Here is a 17,420-nt window from a genome sequence, read left to right on the forward strand (position 1 = left end):
TCGGCATGGGCGTCCCCCTTCGTTAGGAACACCCCGTCGTCGCCCCGCAGGTCTCGCACTTCAGGCAGGTCCCGTTGCGCACGAGCGTGAAATTCGCGCATTCGGGGCAGGCTTCGCCGACATAGCCCTTCATGCGCGCCTCGGCGCGCTTCTCGGCGACGCCATCGACGGGTTTCGAGGGCTCGGTCCAGCCAAGAATGGAAAGTGGCGTGTCGCCTAGTGCGAGCTCCGGCTCCGACTTCAGCGCCACCGCGCCCACCGAGCCCACCGCTTGCGGCGCGTTGCGCACGAGGCTCAGCCGGTCGGTCTTGTTACGCAGCAGCCCCCGCGAGACGATCGCCGCGGTCTCCGCCTTGCCTTCATGCTCGCCCTTGCCCAGCACGTCATGGCCAATGTCGTCAGGCGAGACATGCGCGAGATCGTGACGGCCCAGATAGGAAATCGCGAGCTCGCGGAAGACGTAATCGAGAATGGAGGTCGCCATCTTGATCGCGTCATTGCCGAGCACGAGGCCTGCCGGCTCAAAGCGCGTGAAGGTGAAGGCGTCGACATATTCCTCGAGCGGCACGCCATATTGGAGGCCAAGCGAGATCGCGATCGCGAAATTATTCATCAAGCTCCGGAAGGCCGCGCCCTCCTTGTGCATGTCGATGAAGATCTCTCCCAGGCGCCCGTCGACATATTCGCCCGTGCGCAGATAGACCTTGTGCCCGCCGACCGCCGCCTTTTGCGTGTAGCCCTTGCGGCGATCGGGGAGCTTCTCGCGCTCGCGCACGAGCTGATGCACAATGCGCTCGACGACGCGCTCGGCGACTTGGGCTACGCGCGCCGGCGTGTTCTGCGCGAGGAGCTCATCGACGCGCTCTTGCACGTCGTCGTCCTCTTCGTCCGCCGCCAAGAGCTGCGCCGAAAGCGGCTGCGAGAGCTTCGAGCCGTCACGATAGAGCGCATTGGCCTTGAGCGCGAGGCGCCAGGAGAGGAGATAGGCCTGTTCGCAGTCCTCGATCGTCGCGTCATTGGGCATGTTGATCGTCTTCGAGATCGCGCCCGAGATGAAGGGCTGCGCCGCGGCCATCATGCGGATGTGCGACTCGACCGAGAGATAGCGCTTGCCCAGACGCCCGCAGGGATTGGCGCAGTCGAAGACGGGATAATGCGCCGGCTTGAGGAATGGCGCGCCCTCGAGCGTCATCGCGCCGCAAATATGCGTGTTCGCCTGCTCGATCTCCTGGCGCGTGAAGCCCAGCGCCGTGAGCAGGTCGAAATTCTTGTCCTCCAGCGCCGCAGCCGGAACCTTCAGCGCGCCGGTCAGAAAATCTGCGCCGAGCGTCCATTTGTTGAAGACGAATTTGATGTCGAAGGCGGAAGCGAGCGCCGCTTCGACAACGCTAAGCTTCTCGTCGGAGAAGCCCTTGGCGCGCAAGGTCGCGACGTTGATCGCCGGCGCGTTGGAAAGCGAGCCGTGGCCAACCGCGTGAGCCTCGATCTCGGCGATCTCCGATTCGGGATAGCCCAGCGCGCGCAGCGCCTCCGGCACGGCGCGATTGACGATCTTGAGGTAGCCGCCGCCGGCGAGCTTCTTGAATTTCACCAGCGCGAAATCGGGCTCGATGCCGGTCGTGTCGCAATCCATGACGAGACCGATCGTGCCCGTCGGCGCGATGACCGAGACCTGCGCGTTGCGATAGCCGTACATCTCGCCGAGCTTTAAGGCCTCCTCCCAGGAGTTGACGGCGGCCTCGACGAGCAGCCTATCCGGGCAAGCGGCGTGGTCGAGCGGCACGGGCGGCGTCGCGAGCTTTTCATAGCCCTGCGTCTCGCCGCGCGCGGCGCGCGCATGATTGCGCATGACGCGCAGCATCGCCTCGCGGTTCTCCATGAAGCGCGCGAAGGGCCCGCGCTCGCGCGCCATTTCCGCCGAGGTGCGATAGGCGACGCCAGTCAGGATCGCCGAAAGCGCGCCGCCGATCGCGCGTCCCTCGGCGCTGTCATAGGCGATGCCCGACGACATCAAGAGGCCGCCGAGATTGGCGTAACCCAGGCCGAGAGTACGGTATTCGTACGAAAGCTGGGCGATCTCGCGCGAGGGAAACTGCGCCATCAGGACGGAGATCTCGAGCACGATCGTCCAGAGGCGCGTCGCGTGCTCATAGGCTTCGACGTCAATGCGCTTCGTCTCGGGACTCCGGAACTGCAACAGGTTCAGCGAGGCGAGATTGCAGGCCGTGTCGTCGAGGAACATATATTCCGAGCAGGGGTTCGAGGCCCTGATCTCGCCGCCCTTCGGGCAAGTGTGCCAGTCGTTGATCGTCGTGTGGAACTGCACGCCGGGATCGGCGGAGGCCCAGGCGGCGTAGCCGATCTTCTCCCAGAGCTCGCGCGCCTTGAGCGTTTTCGAGACTTTGCCGTCGAGCCTTTTGGTGAGAGACCAATCCTCGTCCTTCTCGACCGCCTTGAGGAAAGCGTCGCTGACGCGCACGGTGTTGTTGGAGTTCTGACCCGAGACCGTCAGATAGGCCTCGCTGTCCCAATCGACGTCGAATGTGTCGAACTCGATGTCCTTGAAACCTTGGCGAGCGTATTGGATCACGCGCCTGATCAGCGCGTCCGGCACTTCCTCGCGCCGCGCGAGCTTGATCTCCCGCTTCAAGGCCGGGTTGATCTCCGGGTTGAAGCAGTCGTCGTTCGGACCTTCGCAGTTGACGCAGGCGCGCAGGATCGCCTTCAGATGCTTCTTGACGATCTTGGAGCCGGCGACGAGCGCCGCAACCTTCTCTTCTTCCTTCACCTTCCAGTCGATGAAATCCTCGATGTCGGGGTGATCGACGTCGACGATGACCATCTTGGCCGCGCGCCGCGTCGTGCCGCCCGACTTGATCGCGCCCGCGGCGCGGTCGCCGATCTTCAGGAAGGACATCAGCCCCGAGGAGGAGCCCCCGCCCGAGAGCTTCTCCTTCTCGCCGCGCAGCTTCGAGAAGTTCGAGCCCGTGCCCGAGCCATATTTGAAGAGCCGCGCCTCGCGCACCCAGAGGTCCATGATCCCGCCGTCATTGACGAGATCGTCGGCGACAGACTGGATGAAGCAGGCGTGCGGCTGCGGGTGCTCGTAAGCGCTCTTGGACTTGACGAGCTTGCCGTTGGAGAAATCGACGTAATAGTGCCCCTGCCCCGGGCCGTCGACGCCATAGGCCCAATGGAGTCCTGTGTTGAACCATTGCGGCGAGTTGGGCGCCGCCATCTGCATCGCCATCATATAGCGAAGCTCGTCGAGGAAGGCCTCGGCGTCCTCTTCCCCATCGAAATAGCCGCCCTTCCAGCCCCAATAGGCCCAGGCGCCGGCGAGCCGGTCGAAGACCTGCTTGGCGCTGGTCTCCGAGCCCTGGCGCTTGTCCTTGGGCAGCGCCGCGAGCGCCTCGCTGTCGGCGACCGAACGCCACAGGAACGCGGGAACCGCATTCTCTTCGACGCGCTTGAGCTTCAACGGCACGCCGGCCTTGCGGAAATATTTCTGCGCCAGCACGTCGCAGGCGACCTGGCTCCAGGCTGCCGGGACCTCGATGTTCTCGAGCGAGAAAACGACCGAGCCGTCCGGATTGCGGATCTCGCTCCTGCCGGCGCGGAACGCGATCGACGCATAGGGAGACTGTCCAGCCGTGGTGAAGCGCCGCTCGATTCTCATGGGTCAATTCCTGCTGGGGCGCCCTCGTCATCTAGGGCGCAAGGCTCGTCGTCGGCGCCCGCGCCGCCAAGGCGCAAGCCTTGGCCCGGGGCGCCGGGTGGAAACGCTTCGGCTCGCGGACTCTTTTCGGGAACGCTGGCGCGCTGACGAACGGGCGGCTCCGGGTCATTCGAACCGCCGGCATCCCCGCCCCGATCCCGCGCCCGCGTGTCCATTCGTAATATCCGAAGAGTGGGCCAAAGGCGGACCCACGTCAAGATTTTGTGATCAAATTCTTTATGAACCCTATATGTTGGGGAAATTCGTGGATATCGTGGATAAATCGGTCGAGAGGCGTTCGGGGAAGGCTGCGAATCGTACAGGGGGCCGGTTTCCGCCAGGCTTCGCCAAATCGCCAGAGGCGGAACTTTCCGCTATGTGATTGAAGCGCCCCGTGCTCGATAGGGCGTCCGTGGGAGCGGTCGGTGGCGGAAGGGTCGGATTTTTTCCAGGAGGCGTTGGCCGCGCCCCTCTCGAGCGCGACGCCGCGCCCGGCGTCGCGGGCGCCTCAGCTCTCGCAGCCCCCGCATAAGGGCGTCGCCGCGCTGCTCGGGCCGACCAACACCGGCAAGACGCATCACGCCATCGAGCGCATGCTCTCCTTCAAGAGCGGCCTGATCGGCCTGCCGCTGCGTCTGCTCGCGCGAGAGGTGTATGGGCGCGTGGTCCAGAAGGTCGGCGCGGACAGGGTCGCGCTGGTCACCGGCGAAGAGAAGATCAAGCCGCCCGCGCCGGACTACTGGGTCGCGACGGTGGAAGCCATGCCGCGCGATCTCGACGTTGAGTTCCTGGCGATCGACGAGGCGCAGCTCGCCGCCGATTACGACCGCGGCCACATCTTCACCGACCGTCTGCTGCGCTGGCGCGGCAAGGCCGAGACGCTTCTGATCGGCGCGCAGACGCTCGCGCCGGTGATCCAGCGCTTTCTGCCCGGCGCGCCGATCTTCTCGCGCCCGCGGATGTCGCAGCTCACCCATGCGGGCGCGCGCAAGATTGTGCGGCTGCCGCCGCGCAGCGCGGTCGTCGCCTTCTCGGCGGAAGAGGTCTATGCGATCGCCGAGTGGATCAAGCGCCAGCGGGGCGGGGCGGCCGTCGTGCTCGGGGCGCTGTCTCCCAAGACGCGCAACGCGCAAGTCGAGCTCTATCAGAGCGGCGAGGTCGATTATATTGTCGCGACGGACGCGATCGGCATGGGGCTCAACCTCGATATCGATCTGATCGCCTTCGCCTCCGACAGAAAATTCGACGGCTGGCGCCATCGCCGGCTCACGAGCGCGGAATTCGGGCAAATCGCCGGCCGCGCCGGGCGGCATATGAGCGACGGCGCCTTTGCGACGACCGGCCGCTGTCCGCCTTTCGATGAAGAACTGGTCGAGGCGCTGGAGGCGCATCGTTTCGATCCCGTGGCGACGCTGCAATGGCGCAATCCCGAGCTCGACTTCTCCTCGATCGAGGACCTCGCCGCCTCCCTCGATCGCGCGCCGAAGGAGCCGGGCCTCGTGCGCGCCCCTCCGCGCGAGGATCAGATCGCGCTCGAAATTCTCGCTCGCGACGAGGGCGTGCGCCGCAACGCCAAGGTCAGAGCCGACGTGGAGCGTCTGTGGGAAGCCTGCCAGATTCCCGATTACCGCAAGACCTCGCCCGCCGCCCACGCGGAGCTCGCGGCGACAATCTTCGCCTTCATCGCCCGACGCGGGAAAATTCCGCCGGACTGGATCGCCCGCCAGATCGCCCTGGTGGACATGGTCGAGGGCGACATCGCGACCCTTGCGAATCGCCTCGCGCAGGTTAGAACCTGGTGCTTCGTCGCAAACCATGCGGGCTGGCTGGACGACGCCGCCCATTGGCAGGGCGTCGCGCGTCGGGTAGAGGACAGGCTGTCCTCCGCGCTGCACGAAGGCCTCATTCAGCGCTTCGTCGACCGCCGCGCCAGCGTTTTGATGCGGCGCCTCAGAGAGAATGCAATGCTTGAAGCCGAAATCACTTCTGGTGGCGACGTTATCGTTGAGGGCCAGCATGTCGGGTCGCTGCAGGGTTTCCGCTTCACGGCGGACCCAAGCGTCGCTGGCGAGGCGGCGAAGGCGCTCAACGCGGCAGCGCACAGGGCGCTCGGGGCCGAATACGAAGCGCGCTCCACCCGCATCGCCGACGCGGTGGACGAGGCTTTCGCGCTCGCAAACGACGGGACGATCCGCTGGCTCGGGGAGCCGGTCGGCAGGATCGCGCCAGGGCCCGGGGTGCTGAAGCCGACGGCCCAGGTCCTCGCCGACCCCGAGCTCGGGGAAGCCTTGCTCGAGAAGGTGAAGCGCCGGCTGGAGCTTTGGCTCGCCCAACGCATCAAAAAACTGCTCGGCGCGCTCGAGCCGCTCGAATCGGGCGAGGGACTTTCCGGGACCGTCCGCGGCGTCGCCTTTCAAATCGCCGAGGAGCTCGGCGTCTTGGAGCGCTATCGCGTCGCCAAGGAAATCCGGAATTTCTCGCAAGAAGATCGCGCCGCGCTCCGCAAGCTCGGCGTGCGTTTCGGCGCCTATCACCTCTATCTCCCGCTCTTGCTGAAGCCCGCGCCCCGCTCGCTCGCCTCGCTGCTCTGGGCTCTGCGCCACGGCGGGCTCGAGGGCGTGAAGGGCCTCGAGGAGGCGCCGCATCTTGCGGCCTCGGGCCGCACCTCCTTCGCCGCCGATCCCAATGTCGGCAAAGAATTTTATCGGGCCGCGGGCTATAGGCTCTGCGGCGACCGGGTCGTGCGCGTGGACATATTGGAGCGCCTCGCCGACCTCATCCGTCCCGCGATCGCTTACCGCCCGGGCGCAAGCGTTGGCGAGCCGCCTGCGGGAACCGCGGACGGCGACGGCTTCGTCGTCACCGTGGCGATGACCTCGCTCACCGGCTGCTCAGGGGAAGCCTTCGCCTCGATCCTGCGCTCGCTCGGCTATGTCAGCGCACAACGGCCCGGACCCGCGATCACTGTGCCGATCATCCCGGCGGCCGCGACGAAGCCCGTGGTCGCAGCGCCGGCCGCGGAAGAAGGCGCGGCTCCGGCCACCGAGGCCGCGGTCACGAAGCCGGAAGCCGCCGAGCCGGAGACCACGGAGCCCGGGATCGCCGAGCCAGCCGGGGACGCCATCGAGGCGGGGCCGGCCGCCGAGGCGTTGGAAATCGCCGACGCGACCGTCGCAGAAGTCGAAGTCCCGGCCCCAGCAGAAGGAGAGCCGGCGGCGCCCCCCGAAGCGACCCCTGCCCCCGAGACAGACGAAGGCGCGACAGCGCAGGCGGGCGAGCCCGAGGCGACAGCGCCGAGCGAAACGCCCGAAAGCGAAGCCGCGCCGCAAGACGCCGCATTGCCGGAGGCCGCGGCGCCGGTCGCGATGATCGAAGTCTGGGTCCAGCAGCGTCATTCGGCGCAAGGCCCACGTCGTCATCACGGCGGCGGCGAGGCCCGCGGTCCTCGTCAAGGCGCGGAGCGGGAGCGCGGGCCGCACCGCTCCTCTCCGCAGCGCGCCGAAGGCGAAGGCGCCGCGCCCGCCCGCGCCGAGGGCGAGGCGAGGAACCGCTCTGCGCCCAGCGGCCCGCGACCTCCTCATAAAGGCGAGACTGCGGGACGCGGCGATCGGCGTCCCGAGAATCGCGCGCCGCGGGACGAGAGCCGGCGCAATCCCGTCGGCGGGCCAAAGAAGCAGCGGGAGCGTCTGCCCGACCCGGATTCGCCCTTCGCCAAGCTCCTCGCCCTGAAGGCCGAGCTGGAGAAAAAGGGCAAATCATGAGGCCGCGCGGCTTCTGCTTGAGAAATCCCGAGCGATCCCGCATTCTCGCCCTGTTTAACGGTTAACTGCGCCCCGCGGCGGCGTCAGGCGCCTGCGGCGATTCGCCGGCGCGCTTCAGCTTCGGGACGCGAGCAATTTGCAGCGCTCTCTCTTGAAAGGCGGATCGTGACGAAAATTCTCCCCGTGATCATGTGCGGCGGGTCCGGCACCAGGGTGTGGCCGGAATCGCGCGAGACCCTGCCCAAGCAATTCATCCCGCTGATCGGGGAGCGTTCGACCTTTCAGACGACCATGCAAATGCTCGACGATCCCGCCTTCGAGCGGCCGATCGTGATCTCGAGCGTGGACTACCGCTTTCTGATCGCCGACCAGCTTCGCGAGATCGGAGCGCAGGCCGATATCGTGCTCGAGCCGATGCGCAGGGATTCCGGCCCCGCGGTCGCAGTCGCCGCAGGCCTCGCCGCGCGCCGGTCGCCGGGTACCGTCGTCGTCGTGCTCGCCGCCGACCATGTCGTGCGCGATCAGCCCGGGCTCGTGGATCTCTGCAAGAAAGCCGCTGAGGCGGCCAAGGAAGGCTACATCGTCACGCTCGGCGTGAAGCCGGATGCGCCGGCGACGGGTTACGGCTATCTGCGTCCTGGCGCGCAGATCCACGAAGGCGGGGAGGTCTTGAAGCTCGAGGCTTTCGTCGAAAAGCCCGACCGCGCGACGGCGCAGAGCTACCTCGACCAGGGCTATTTCTGGAACAGCGGCAATTTCATCTTCCGCGCCGACGTGATGCAGGCCGAGATCGCCAAATATGAGCCGACGATCGCCAGCGCAGCCGAGGGCGCGATCGACGCAGCAAAGATGGATCTCGGCTTCCTCGTGCTGGACGAGGCGTCCTTCCAACTCGCGCCCAAGAAGTCGATCGACTACGCGGTGATGGAGAAGACGACTCAGGCGGCGTTGATCCCGGCCGACATCGGCTGGTCGGACGTCGGCAGCTGGCGCGCCGTTTGGGAACTCTCCAAGCGCGACCAGCACGGCAATTCCGTGCGCGGCCACGGCGTCGTGATGGACGCGACCAACGTGCATGTGCGCTCCGATGAGACGCTGACCACCGTCGTCGGCGTCTCCGACGTCATCGTGGTGACGACGCAGGACGCGGTGCTGGTGCTGCATCACGATCACGGCGACAAGGTCAAGCAGCTCGTGCAGCAGTTGCAGCGCGAGAACCGGCGCGAGGCGGGCGAGCACAAGCGCATCTTCCGTCCCTGGGGCTATTACCAGTCGATCGACTCCGGAGCGCGCTATCAGGTCAAGCGCATCGTCGTGAAACCCGGCGAACGTCTCTCGCTGCAGATGCATTTCCATCGGGCCGAGCATTGGATCGTCGTGAGGGGCACGGCCGAAGTCGATTGCGACGATCTGACAAAGCTCGTGCACGAAAACGAGTCGATCTATCTGCCGATGGGCTGCAAGCACCGGCTGACCAATCCGGGCAAGATCGACCTGGAGCTCGTTGAGGTGCAGACCGGCTCCTACCTCGGCGAGGACGACATCGTCCGCTTCCAGGACGCCTATAACCGAGGGTAGCAGCGCCGCCCTTCACCTTAGCCCCAGATTCGGCGTGCGCCGGCGCGCGGCGCTTGTTAAGGGCTGGACCAAGAAAACGCGAATGGCTCGCAATCGCTTCTCCCTCTCCCCGCAAGCGGGGAGAGGGAGCCTGCGACGAGCGACGCCGAGCGCTCCCGCCCAATGAATTTAGGATCGTGCGAGCCGTGACGCAGAGCGCAATCGCCAGCATCGACGCGCGCCTTCAGGCGGCGCTTGATAAATTCGGCGCTGCGGGATTTCTTCGCCGCGCGCCCGCGCTGCTCTTGCCGGCGGGAATCTTCCTCGATCGTCTGGGCGAGGAATTTCGCGGCAAGCTCTATCTCACCGGAGAGAACGGGGGATCCGAGCTGTGCCTCAGGCCGGAATTCACGATCCCCGTCGCGCTCCAGCATCTCGCCTCGCCTTCGAATGGCGAGGAAGCGGACATCGCTTATGGCGGCCCGGTCTTTCGCGCGGGTGAAGGCGAGCTTTTCCAGACGGGCGTCGAGAGCTTCGGGCGCAAGGACCCTGCGGCCGCCGACGCTGAAATCCTCGGCGTCGCGCTCGAGGCCGCCGCCGCCGCCGGCGCGCCACGGCTCATGCTCAGGCTCGGCGACGTGGGGCTTTCACGCAGCTTTCTCGCCCGGCTAGAACTTCCGCCCGCCTGGCGGCGCCGGATCGAGACGGGCGTCGCGCGCGGCGCGGCGCTCGAGGCCGTTCTCGCTCCCGCGCCGCGGCAGAACGGCGCGCTCGGCGCGGGCGTGCGCGCCGCGTTGGAGAAGAGCGACGCGGCGAGCGCGCGCCAGCTCGTCGAGGACCTGCTGGCGATCGCCGGCGCCGCGACAGTGGGCGGCCGCTCGGCGGCGGAGGTGGCCGAACGCTTCCTCGAACAGGCGTCGCTGCAAGAGCCGTTGAACCCACGCACGCGCCAGCAAATCGTAAATTTCTTTGCGGTCGAGGCGAGCCCGGACGCGGCGAGCGAGAGGCTCCGCGCGCTCGCGCGCGACAGCGGGCTCAAGCTCGACGAAGCGCTAGAGGCCTTCGAGACTCGCACAAGCTTTCTTGCCGCGCGCGGCGTTAAATTGGAGGAGACGGTGTTTTCGACGCGCTTTCCCCACGCGATCGGCTATTACTCGGGCTTCATGTTCGAGGCGCGTCCGTCGGGCGCCGGCGTGCAGGGCGCGCCCCTGCTCTCGGGCGGGCGCTACGACGGCCTCCTGAAATCACTCGGCGCGCAATCGAATATTCCAGCCGTCGGCGCCGCGATCTTCGTCGATCGTTTGGGAGCGGTTTCGTGAGCGTCGCTTTCTCCGACCGCCTCATCGTCGCCGCGCCCTCCAAGGGAAGGCTCCAAGAGAACGCGCTCGCCTTTTTCGCCCGCGCCGGCTGCGAGCTTCAGCAGGGTCGCGGCGCCCGCGATTATCGCGGCCTCGTCGCTTCCGTGGATGACGCCGAGGCGGCCTTCCTCTCCGCCGGGGAAATCACGCTGCGCTTATCGCGCGGCGAGGCGCATCTCGGCGTCACCGGCGAGGATCTGGTGCGCGAGGAGATCGCCGATCCCGACTCTTGCGTCGAGCTCCTGACGCCACTGGGGTTTGGGTCCGCCAATGTCGTCGTCGCCGCGCCCGACGCCTGGATCGATGTGCGCACGATGGCGGATCTCGCCGACGTCGCGGCGGGGTTTCGCGCACGCCACGGACGCGGACTGCGCGTCGCGACAAAATATGTGAACTCGACGCGTCGTTTCTTCTCCGTCCATGGCGTCGGGGATTACCTCATCGTCGAGAGCGCCGGCGCCACCGAGGGCGCGCCAGCCGCAGGCACGGCGGACCTCATCGTCGACATCACGACGACAGGAGCGACGCTCGCCGCGAATGGCCTGAAAGTCCTGGAAGACGGCATGATCCTGCGCTCGCAGGCCAATCTCGTCGCGTCTTTGAAGGCGCCTTGGGGAGAGAAAGCGCGCGAAGCGGCGCGCGTGATGCTCTCGCGCATCGCAGCCGAGGAAGAAGCGCGCACGACGCGCGAGATCAGGGCGCATCTCTCAGAGGTGACGAACGCGCTGCTCGGCGAGGCGCAAGAGCGCTTCGGCGCGACGCTAGGCGAGAGATCATCGGCCGGCCTCGCGATCTTCAGCGTCCTAGAAAAGCGCGCGCCGCAATTTTGCGACTGGCTCATCGCCCAGGGCGCGACGACTGTGACCTCGACGAAACACGACTATGTGTTTCGGGCCGACAATTCCTTGTGGCGCAAGCTCGCGGCCCGCATCGGAAGGTGAGCGCGCCACTTCTGCAGGAGCGCACAATCATGAATCCGGGACGCCGAAGCTTTCTTGTGGGCGCATCCACGCTGACGGCCGCCATCACAGCGGTGGCAGGCCGCGCGAACGAGCTCGAGCCGTCAGCTCCGGCGGCAAGCGACGCCAGCGCTCCCGTGCCGAAAGGCGGCGTCAGCCGTTTCGCGCGGGTCAACGGCATAGACATGCACTATGTCACCGTGGGCGCTGGCCCGGCCCTGGTTCTGCTGCACGGCTGGCCGCAGACATGGTTCGCATGGCGGAACGTGATGGAGCGGCTTTCGACGCGATTCACGCTCATCGCCCCGGATCTTCGCGGTCTCGGACTGACCCAACGAACAGCAGACGGATACGACAAGCGAACGATTGCTGCGGATATTCGCGCCTTGATTGACGAAGCCGCCGGAGGACGCGCTCATGTCGTCGGCCACGACATGGGCGGCAAAGCGGCGTTCACGCTCGCCCATCTTCATCCCGAGCGCGTCAATAGGCTCGTCCTGGTGGACTGCCTTATCCCCGGCACGGAAAACATGGACGCATTGCGCGGAGGCGCTTGGCATTACGGATTTCATATGGCGCCGGACTTTCCCGAGATGCTGACAAAGGGCAGAGAGCGCGAGTATATCGCCGCTCAGATCCGCGCCTGGTCGCACAAGAAGGATGCGATCGCCGAAGCCGAGATCTCCGAATTCGCGAGACATTATGCGACGGAGGGCGGCATGACGGCGGGCTTCAATTATTATCGCGCGCTCCGCGACGATGCGGCGCTCGCGGCGTCCTTCGGAGACAAGCGCCTGGAGATGCCTGTGCTGACGATCGCAGGACGCTATGGCGTGGGAGCGAGGCTCTCAGAAGGTCTGCAGGGGCGCGCGCAGAATCTCACCTCGCTGATCGCCGAGGACAGCGGCCATTTTGTCGCGGAAGAGGCGCCGGAGTATTTTTGCGAGAAAGTTAGCCAATTTCTCTCAAGCTGAGGTCAGATTGCGAATCTATCTCTGAGAAAGACGCCGCGCCAAGCGCCAATCACATGCTCTAGGTCCAAGCTTTCTCACGGCTTCGCTTCTTTTACGAAGTCCGCGATCGGCTTCCCGCCGACATAGAGGTTTTCGATGACACCGTCGCCATCGCGCACGCGGACGGTGACATAGGCGTCCTGCGCGCCTCTTCGGTTGTGCTCGCGATAGGCGGCTTCCGCCGCGGGCGCCCTACCCTCCTCCATGTAAAAGCGATCGAAAGGCAATTGCAGATTGATCTCGCCTTCGCCGCTGGCATAGCCGGCTCTCACCTTGAGATAGGGCTTGTCCTTCGGCGGCGAGAGCGTGGCGACGCCGAATTTGGCGAATCCATCGTCGCCTTTTTCGATCGTCGCGTAGAGCCTTTGGCCGAAAGGCGCCGTCACGCCCGGCGCCAAGGCCGCCCGGTTCTCGAACCCGAGCGCCACATAGCGGCCGCGAAAAGCGTCATAGGGATCGACAGGCGCCGTGCGGAACTTGAACTCTTCGCCCTTCGAGAGCGTCTGCTCGCGACTGTAGATCATGCTCGCGGGCGCCGCCAGCTGCAGGAGCGCCATCGCCGCGAAGAGCCAGAGTCTAGCCCGAGAAGTCATGGCGTCGCCACTCCGCGTCTACGCGCCATCACGACGTTCACGGCCAAGAAGCCGGCGCCGAGAAGGATGAAAGCCACCGCCCGAGGGATGAAGCCGAGATCCACGTCGAAAAAGCGGAAGAGAATCACGGCCGCGAGAATCAGCATGCCGCCGTTGACCCTGCCGAGACTTTGCCCGCGAAGCCCCGAGAGCAGGACGCCGACGCCGAGCGCGAAGAGATAGGCGTTGAAGAGCAGCATGGCTGAAAAAGAATGGCCGACATTCGTCAAGGCGAGCCCAGCCGCAAGAAAGAGCGGCATTGCGCCCAAGAACGTCCGCAGCGGGTCCTTGCAGCGAAAGCTGTCGATCCAGAGGCACAACCAGCCGCCGAGCCAAAGGACGACGATCGTCCAGGCGAGCGGCTGCGACAGGAACTCGTTCTTGAGGGCCTGCGCGCCGCTCCCCCAAGCCCCGATCTGCGATCGCCAGGCTTCCTCGAAAGTGAAAGCGAGCCCCAACAGAATGAGGGCGAGAGCGCCCAGCGTCTGCAGGGGTTTTTGTATCGTGGACGGCGCCTCTCCCCAAAAGCGAAGCCCGGCGAGAAAGAGCGCTCCCGCGATCGCGCTTGCTAGCAGCAACCAAGTCGCGTGGACATCGAGCACGCTTCGCAAGGAGGCGGCGACGCCGAACGGAAGCACGAGAGCGAAAAGCCAGGCGAAGATTATGGGGGGCGACCGATAAGGGTTTTGCTTCGCCTCGAGCCGCCACCACGGCATGACCAAGCCGAGCAGTCCCCAATAGCCCAACGCCTCGGCGCTCGACGTCCATTGCGCGCCGGCCCAAGCCGCGATGCCGACGAGATAGAGCAGCGCCGGGAGGGTGGCGCGCATCACATAGGCGATGGGAAGCGCGAGCAGCGTCCAGGTCAGCAGAAAATCGCCGAGATCCCCGCCGATGTCGTAGGTCTGCGAGACAAGGGCGATCGAGGCGCCGATGGCGAGCGCGAGAAAGGAGCCGGCGCTCTCGCGCCAGGCCGCGCTTTCGGGGCGGCGCCACAAGGCCCAGGCCGCGATCGCCTGCGCCAGAACCAAAGGCGTGAAGCAGAGCGCCACGCGCGTCGCGCGGCCGAGATCGTCCCAATTATAAGCGATCAGCAAAATGATCCCGCAGCCGATCAGCACGGCGCCGAGCACGCCAAAGAGCGTCACCCCTTGCGGCCCGCTTTCTCCCCCCGCTTCACCGTAACGCCGCCGCAGATTTTGCGCGGCCTCGCTCGAGAGCGTTCCGTCGGCCACCAAGCCGGGAAGCTGCTGGTAAAGCCAGGCGACATGTCTTCGCTCGCGCATTGCTCTCCCGCATCCTCTTCGCCGGCGAGCTTCCCTCAATTCGCGCCATTCCACAAGGTTGAACAATCGCCGGCTGAACAGATCACCGCAAATTGTGGTAAGAGGCTCTGCGGCGCCAATCCGTCTGTTCGCCTGGAGGAAAGTCCTCATGCTCGATGTCGTCGCGCTCGTCGCCGACAGGTTCACCCGGTCGCTGACGCAGGAATTCCAAAGGGCCTTCAGTCACAGCGAAGGCCCTTATCTCGAAGTCATCGAAAACGCGTCACGCATGGCGATCGAGCGCATCGGAATCAGCAACGCCCTGTACCATAATTTCGAGCACACGATCCTCGTCACCCAGGTCGGCTGGGAAATTCTAAAGGGAAAGCGACTGCACTCGGCGGTCGACTCGATCGACGCCGCGCATTTTTTGCTCGCCTGCTTAATGCACGACATCGGCTATGTCAGAGGCATATGCGCCGGCGATACGCGTGAAGATGTCGTCATCAACGACGCGGGCGACACCATAAAGTTGTCCCTGGACGCATCGGACGCGGCGCTCGCCCCTTATCACGTCGATCGATCCAAGCTCTTCATCCGAGAACGCGCCGCGCTCGTCGATTACATAGACGGCGAGCGGATCGCGCGCGCGGTCGAGCTCACGCGCTTTCCCATTCCCAATGACGCCGACCACGCGGAAACCGATACGGAAGCCGGGCTCGTCAGAGCGGCCGACCTGATCGGACAATTGGCGGACCCTTATTATCCCCGAAAATGCGTCGCCTTATTCTATGAATTCGAGGAGACGGGCCTCAACGAACAGCTCGGATATTCGAACCCCGGCGACCTGATACGAGGTTATCCGCAATTTTTCTGGAATTCGACATATAAATACATAAAGCCGGGCCTCAAATATCTGGAGTGCACCGCCTCCGGGCGCGCATGGACCGCCAATTTATTCCGGCATGTTTTTGCAAGCGAGCACACCAGAGACCTTGCAGGATAGATAAAACGGCCGAGCGCGATCTGCGCATTTCGAGCGGTACTGTCCCAAGCTAAAGCGTCCGCGCCTCTTGGCGATTGATGCGACGCGGCCGGCGCGGCCCCTGGCGCGTCCAACGCGGACGCCTAACTGAATGCGTGGCCCGTTCCCAGGATCGGGCTAGCGGAAAGGCCCCGGGGAGCGTCGCCATGACCGCCGTCACTTACAAAACCGCCGACGTCGACGGTCTCCGTGTCTTTTACCGTGAAGCGGGGCCGAGAGGCGGCCCAAAGCTGCTGCTGCTCCACGGGTTTCCGACTGCGGGACATATGTTTCGCGACCTCATCCCGCTTTTGGCCGATCGCTTCCATCTCATCGCGCCCGATCTGCCGGGGTTCGGCAACTCCGACTTGCCGGAGAATGGCCACAGCTTCCAGAAAATCGCGGAGACGATCGATCGCTTTACCGAGATCGTGGGCTTCGATCGCTATGCCGTCTACGTCTTCGATTACGGCGCGCCGACTGGCTTCCGACTGGCTGTGACGCATCCGGAGCGCATCACGGCGATCATCTCGCAAAACGGCAACGCCTATGAGGAAGGCTTGAGCGAGGGCTGGAGCCCGATCCGGGCCTATTGGGAAGACGCTTCACCTTCAAATCGGGAAGCGCTCCGCGCGTTCCTCGCGCCCGAGACGACCCTTTGGCAATATACGCAGGGCGTCCCCGATCCCAGCGCCGTCTCTCCCGACGGCTACTCGCTCGACAATTACTATCTGACGCGGTCAGGCGCGCACGAAATGCAGCTCGATCTCTTCGGGGATTACAAGAACAACGTCCGACTCTATCCGATTTTTCAGGCGTATTTTCGCGCCCACACGCCGCCGCTCCTGGCCGTGTGGGGCAAGAACGATCCGTTCTTTTTGCCGGCGGGCGCCGAGGCGTTCAAGCGCGACATTCCTCGAGCCGTTGTCCGCTTCTATGACACCGGGCATTTCGCGCTGGAGACGCACGCCGCCGAGATCGCAGCGGAGATCAGCGCCTTCCTCGCGAAATGACGCCCGCCCAGGTCAATACTGCGCGGCGAGCGCAGCCCGTTCGCGGAACTTGTCGTCGACGGCGCTCGGCTCTATCGCAATGTCGATCTTGAGCACGGATGTCATGTCGCGCTGATGCATCGAGACATCGACTCTTTCCGGATCGACCGGAATATGTTTCGCGACGGCGATCAGGACTTCCTTTTGAAGAATCGCGATGAGATCGGCCTGATAGGCGGATTTTCGCTCATGCGCCAAGAGGATTTGCAGCCGTTCCCGCGCCACCGGCGCGGTCGCGCGCCGATTGAGAAGTCCGAACAGGTTCATGCCGCCCTCCGACCGAAGATTTTGCGGAACAGGCCCACTTGGTTCGACGGAATGCTCATCGGCACATTGGCGCCGCAGAGACGTTGGGCTGCGTCGATGTAGGCGCGCGCCGCGGCGCAGGCGGCGTTATGCAAGACAATGGGAGATCCGAGGTTCGAGGCGCGCAACACCTCCTCATTGTCGGGGACAATCCCGAGCAAGGGAATCGAGAGAATTTCCAGCACGTCTTCGATGCTCAACATCTCGCCGCGCGCGACGCGTCCCGCGTCGTATCGCGTCAAGAGAAGATGCTTTTCCATCCGGCCGCCCTTCTCCGCCTGGAAGGTCTTCGCGTCGAGGAGACCGATAATGCGATCCGAATCGCGCACCGATGAAACTTCCGGGTTTGCGACGACGACCGCCGCATCCGCAAAGCGCATGGCCAGCGTCGCCCCGCGCTCAATGCCTGCAGGACTGTCGCAGATCACGAAGTCGAAAAGGCTCCGCAATTCCTCGATGACGCGCGCAACGCCTTCCTCCGTCAACGCGTCTTTGTCGCGCGTCTGCGACGCCGGCAGCAGGGAGAGGTTGGGGAGGCGCTTGTCCCGAATGAGCGCCTGGTTCAGCTTCGCGTCGCCTTGAGCAACATTGATCAAGTCAAAGACGACGCGTCTTTCGGCGCCCATGATGAGATCGAGATTGCGTAAGCCGACATCGAAGTCCACGACGGCGACCTTATGGCCCTCTAGAGCCAGAGCAGCGCCAAGGGCGGCGGTTGAGGTGGTCTTTCCGACCCCGCCCTTGCCGGATGTGACTACGATTATTTTCGACATGT

General features: G+C 65.0%; 12 protein-coding genes. 7 read left to right on the plus strand and 5 right to left on the minus strand.

Annotated features, from left to right (window positions below):
* Positions 1-22 precede the first annotated feature (22 nt).
* The gene (locus QMG80_RS16500; protein ID WP_085770173.1) at positions 23-3,679 is read right to left on the minus strand and encodes a vitamin B12-dependent ribonucleotide reductase; all 3,657 of its coding nucleotides are present in this window, start codon (positions 3,677-3,679) and stop codon (positions 23-25) included.
* Positions 3,680-4,143: 464 nt separating this feature from the next.
* Here QMG80_RS16500 and QMG80_RS16505 point away from each other — a divergent pair, with 464 nt between their 5' ends.
* From QMG80_RS16505 to QMG80_RS16525, 5 genes are all read left to right on the plus strand, one after another.
* Entirely contained in the window at positions 4,144-7,479 is a 3,336-nt protein-coding gene (locus QMG80_RS16505; RefSeq protein WP_425351451.1) for a helicase-related protein, read from the plus strand.
* 165 nt (positions 7,480-7,644) lie between these two features.
* The gene (locus tag QMG80_RS16510) at positions 7,645-9,057 is read left to right on the plus strand and encodes a mannose-1-phosphate guanylyltransferase/mannose-6-phosphate isomerase (protein ID WP_085770174.1); all 1,413 of its coding nucleotides are present in this window, start codon (positions 7,645-7,647) and stop codon (positions 9,055-9,057) included.
* A 185-nt stretch (positions 9,058-9,242) separates the two neighbouring features.
* Positions 9,243-10,355: an ATP phosphoribosyltransferase regulatory subunit gene (locus QMG80_RS16515; RefSeq protein WP_199769020.1), complete on the plus strand. Its 1,113-nt coding sequence runs from the start codon at positions 9,243-9,245 to the stop codon at positions 10,353-10,355.
* Positions 10,352-11,335 carry an ATP phosphoribosyltransferase gene (gene hisG, locus QMG80_RS16520; RefSeq protein WP_085770175.1) on the plus strand — a complete coding sequence of 328 codons (984 nt, stop codon included), beginning with the start codon at positions 10,352-10,354 and terminating at the stop codon, positions 11,333-11,335. The genes QMG80_RS16515 and hisG overlap by 4 nt, the downstream gene beginning before the upstream one ends.
* Positions 11,336-11,364: 29 nt before the next feature.
* Entirely contained in the window at positions 11,365-12,327 is a 963-nt protein-coding gene (locus QMG80_RS16525) for an alpha/beta fold hydrolase (protein WP_085773447.1), read from the plus strand.
* 74 nt (positions 12,328-12,401) lie between these two features.
* Here QMG80_RS16525 and QMG80_RS16530 read toward each other — a convergent pair whose 3' ends face one another.
* Positions 12,402-12,959 (minus strand): GDYXXLXY domain-containing protein, encoded by a 558-nt coding sequence (locus tag QMG80_RS16530; RefSeq protein WP_085770176.1) that lies wholly within the window; start codon positions 12,957-12,959, stop codon positions 12,402-12,404.
* Positions 12,956-14,284 carry a DUF2157 domain-containing protein gene (locus QMG80_RS16535; protein ID WP_158658562.1) on the minus strand — a complete coding sequence of 443 codons (1,329 nt, stop codon included), beginning with the start codon at positions 14,282-14,284 and terminating at the stop codon, positions 12,956-12,958. Before QMG80_RS16535 ends, QMG80_RS16530 begins: the two co-directional genes overlap by 4 nt.
* A gap of 148 nt (positions 14,285-14,432) precedes the next feature.
* Here QMG80_RS16535 and QMG80_RS16540 point away from each other — a divergent pair, with 148 nt between their 5' ends.
* Both QMG80_RS16540 and QMG80_RS16545 read left to right on the plus strand, forming a co-directional pair.
* Positions 14,433-15,269 carry an HD domain-containing protein gene (locus tag QMG80_RS16540; RefSeq protein ID WP_085770178.1) on the plus strand — a complete coding sequence of 279 codons (837 nt, stop codon included), beginning with the start codon at positions 14,433-14,435 and terminating at the stop codon, positions 15,267-15,269.
* A gap of 185 nt (positions 15,270-15,454) precedes the next feature.
* Positions 15,455-16,300 (plus strand): alpha/beta fold hydrolase, encoded by an 846-nt coding sequence (locus QMG80_RS16545; protein WP_085770179.1) that lies wholly within the window; start codon positions 15,455-15,457, stop codon positions 16,298-16,300.
* Positions 16,301-16,312: 12 nt separating this feature from the next.
* Here QMG80_RS16545 and minE read toward each other — a convergent pair whose 3' ends face one another.
* The gene (minE, locus tag QMG80_RS16550) at positions 16,313-16,606 is read right to left on the minus strand and encodes a cell division topological specificity factor MinE (RefSeq protein WP_085770180.1); all 294 of its coding nucleotides are present in this window, start codon (positions 16,604-16,606) and stop codon (positions 16,313-16,315) included.
* Positions 16,603-17,418, minus strand: coding sequence for a septum site-determining protein MinD (minD, locus tag QMG80_RS16555; RefSeq protein WP_085770181.1), 816 nt, complete (start codon positions 17,416-17,418; stop codon positions 16,603-16,605). The genes minE and minD overlap by 4 nt, the downstream gene beginning before the upstream one ends.
* Positions 17,419-17,420 lie beyond the last annotated feature (2 nt).

Origin of the sequence: Methylocystis bryophila (assembly GCF_027925445.1) — a bacterium.
Taxonomy (GTDB): domain Bacteria; phylum Pseudomonadota; class Alphaproteobacteria; order Rhizobiales; family Beijerinckiaceae; genus Methylocystis; species Methylocystis bryophila.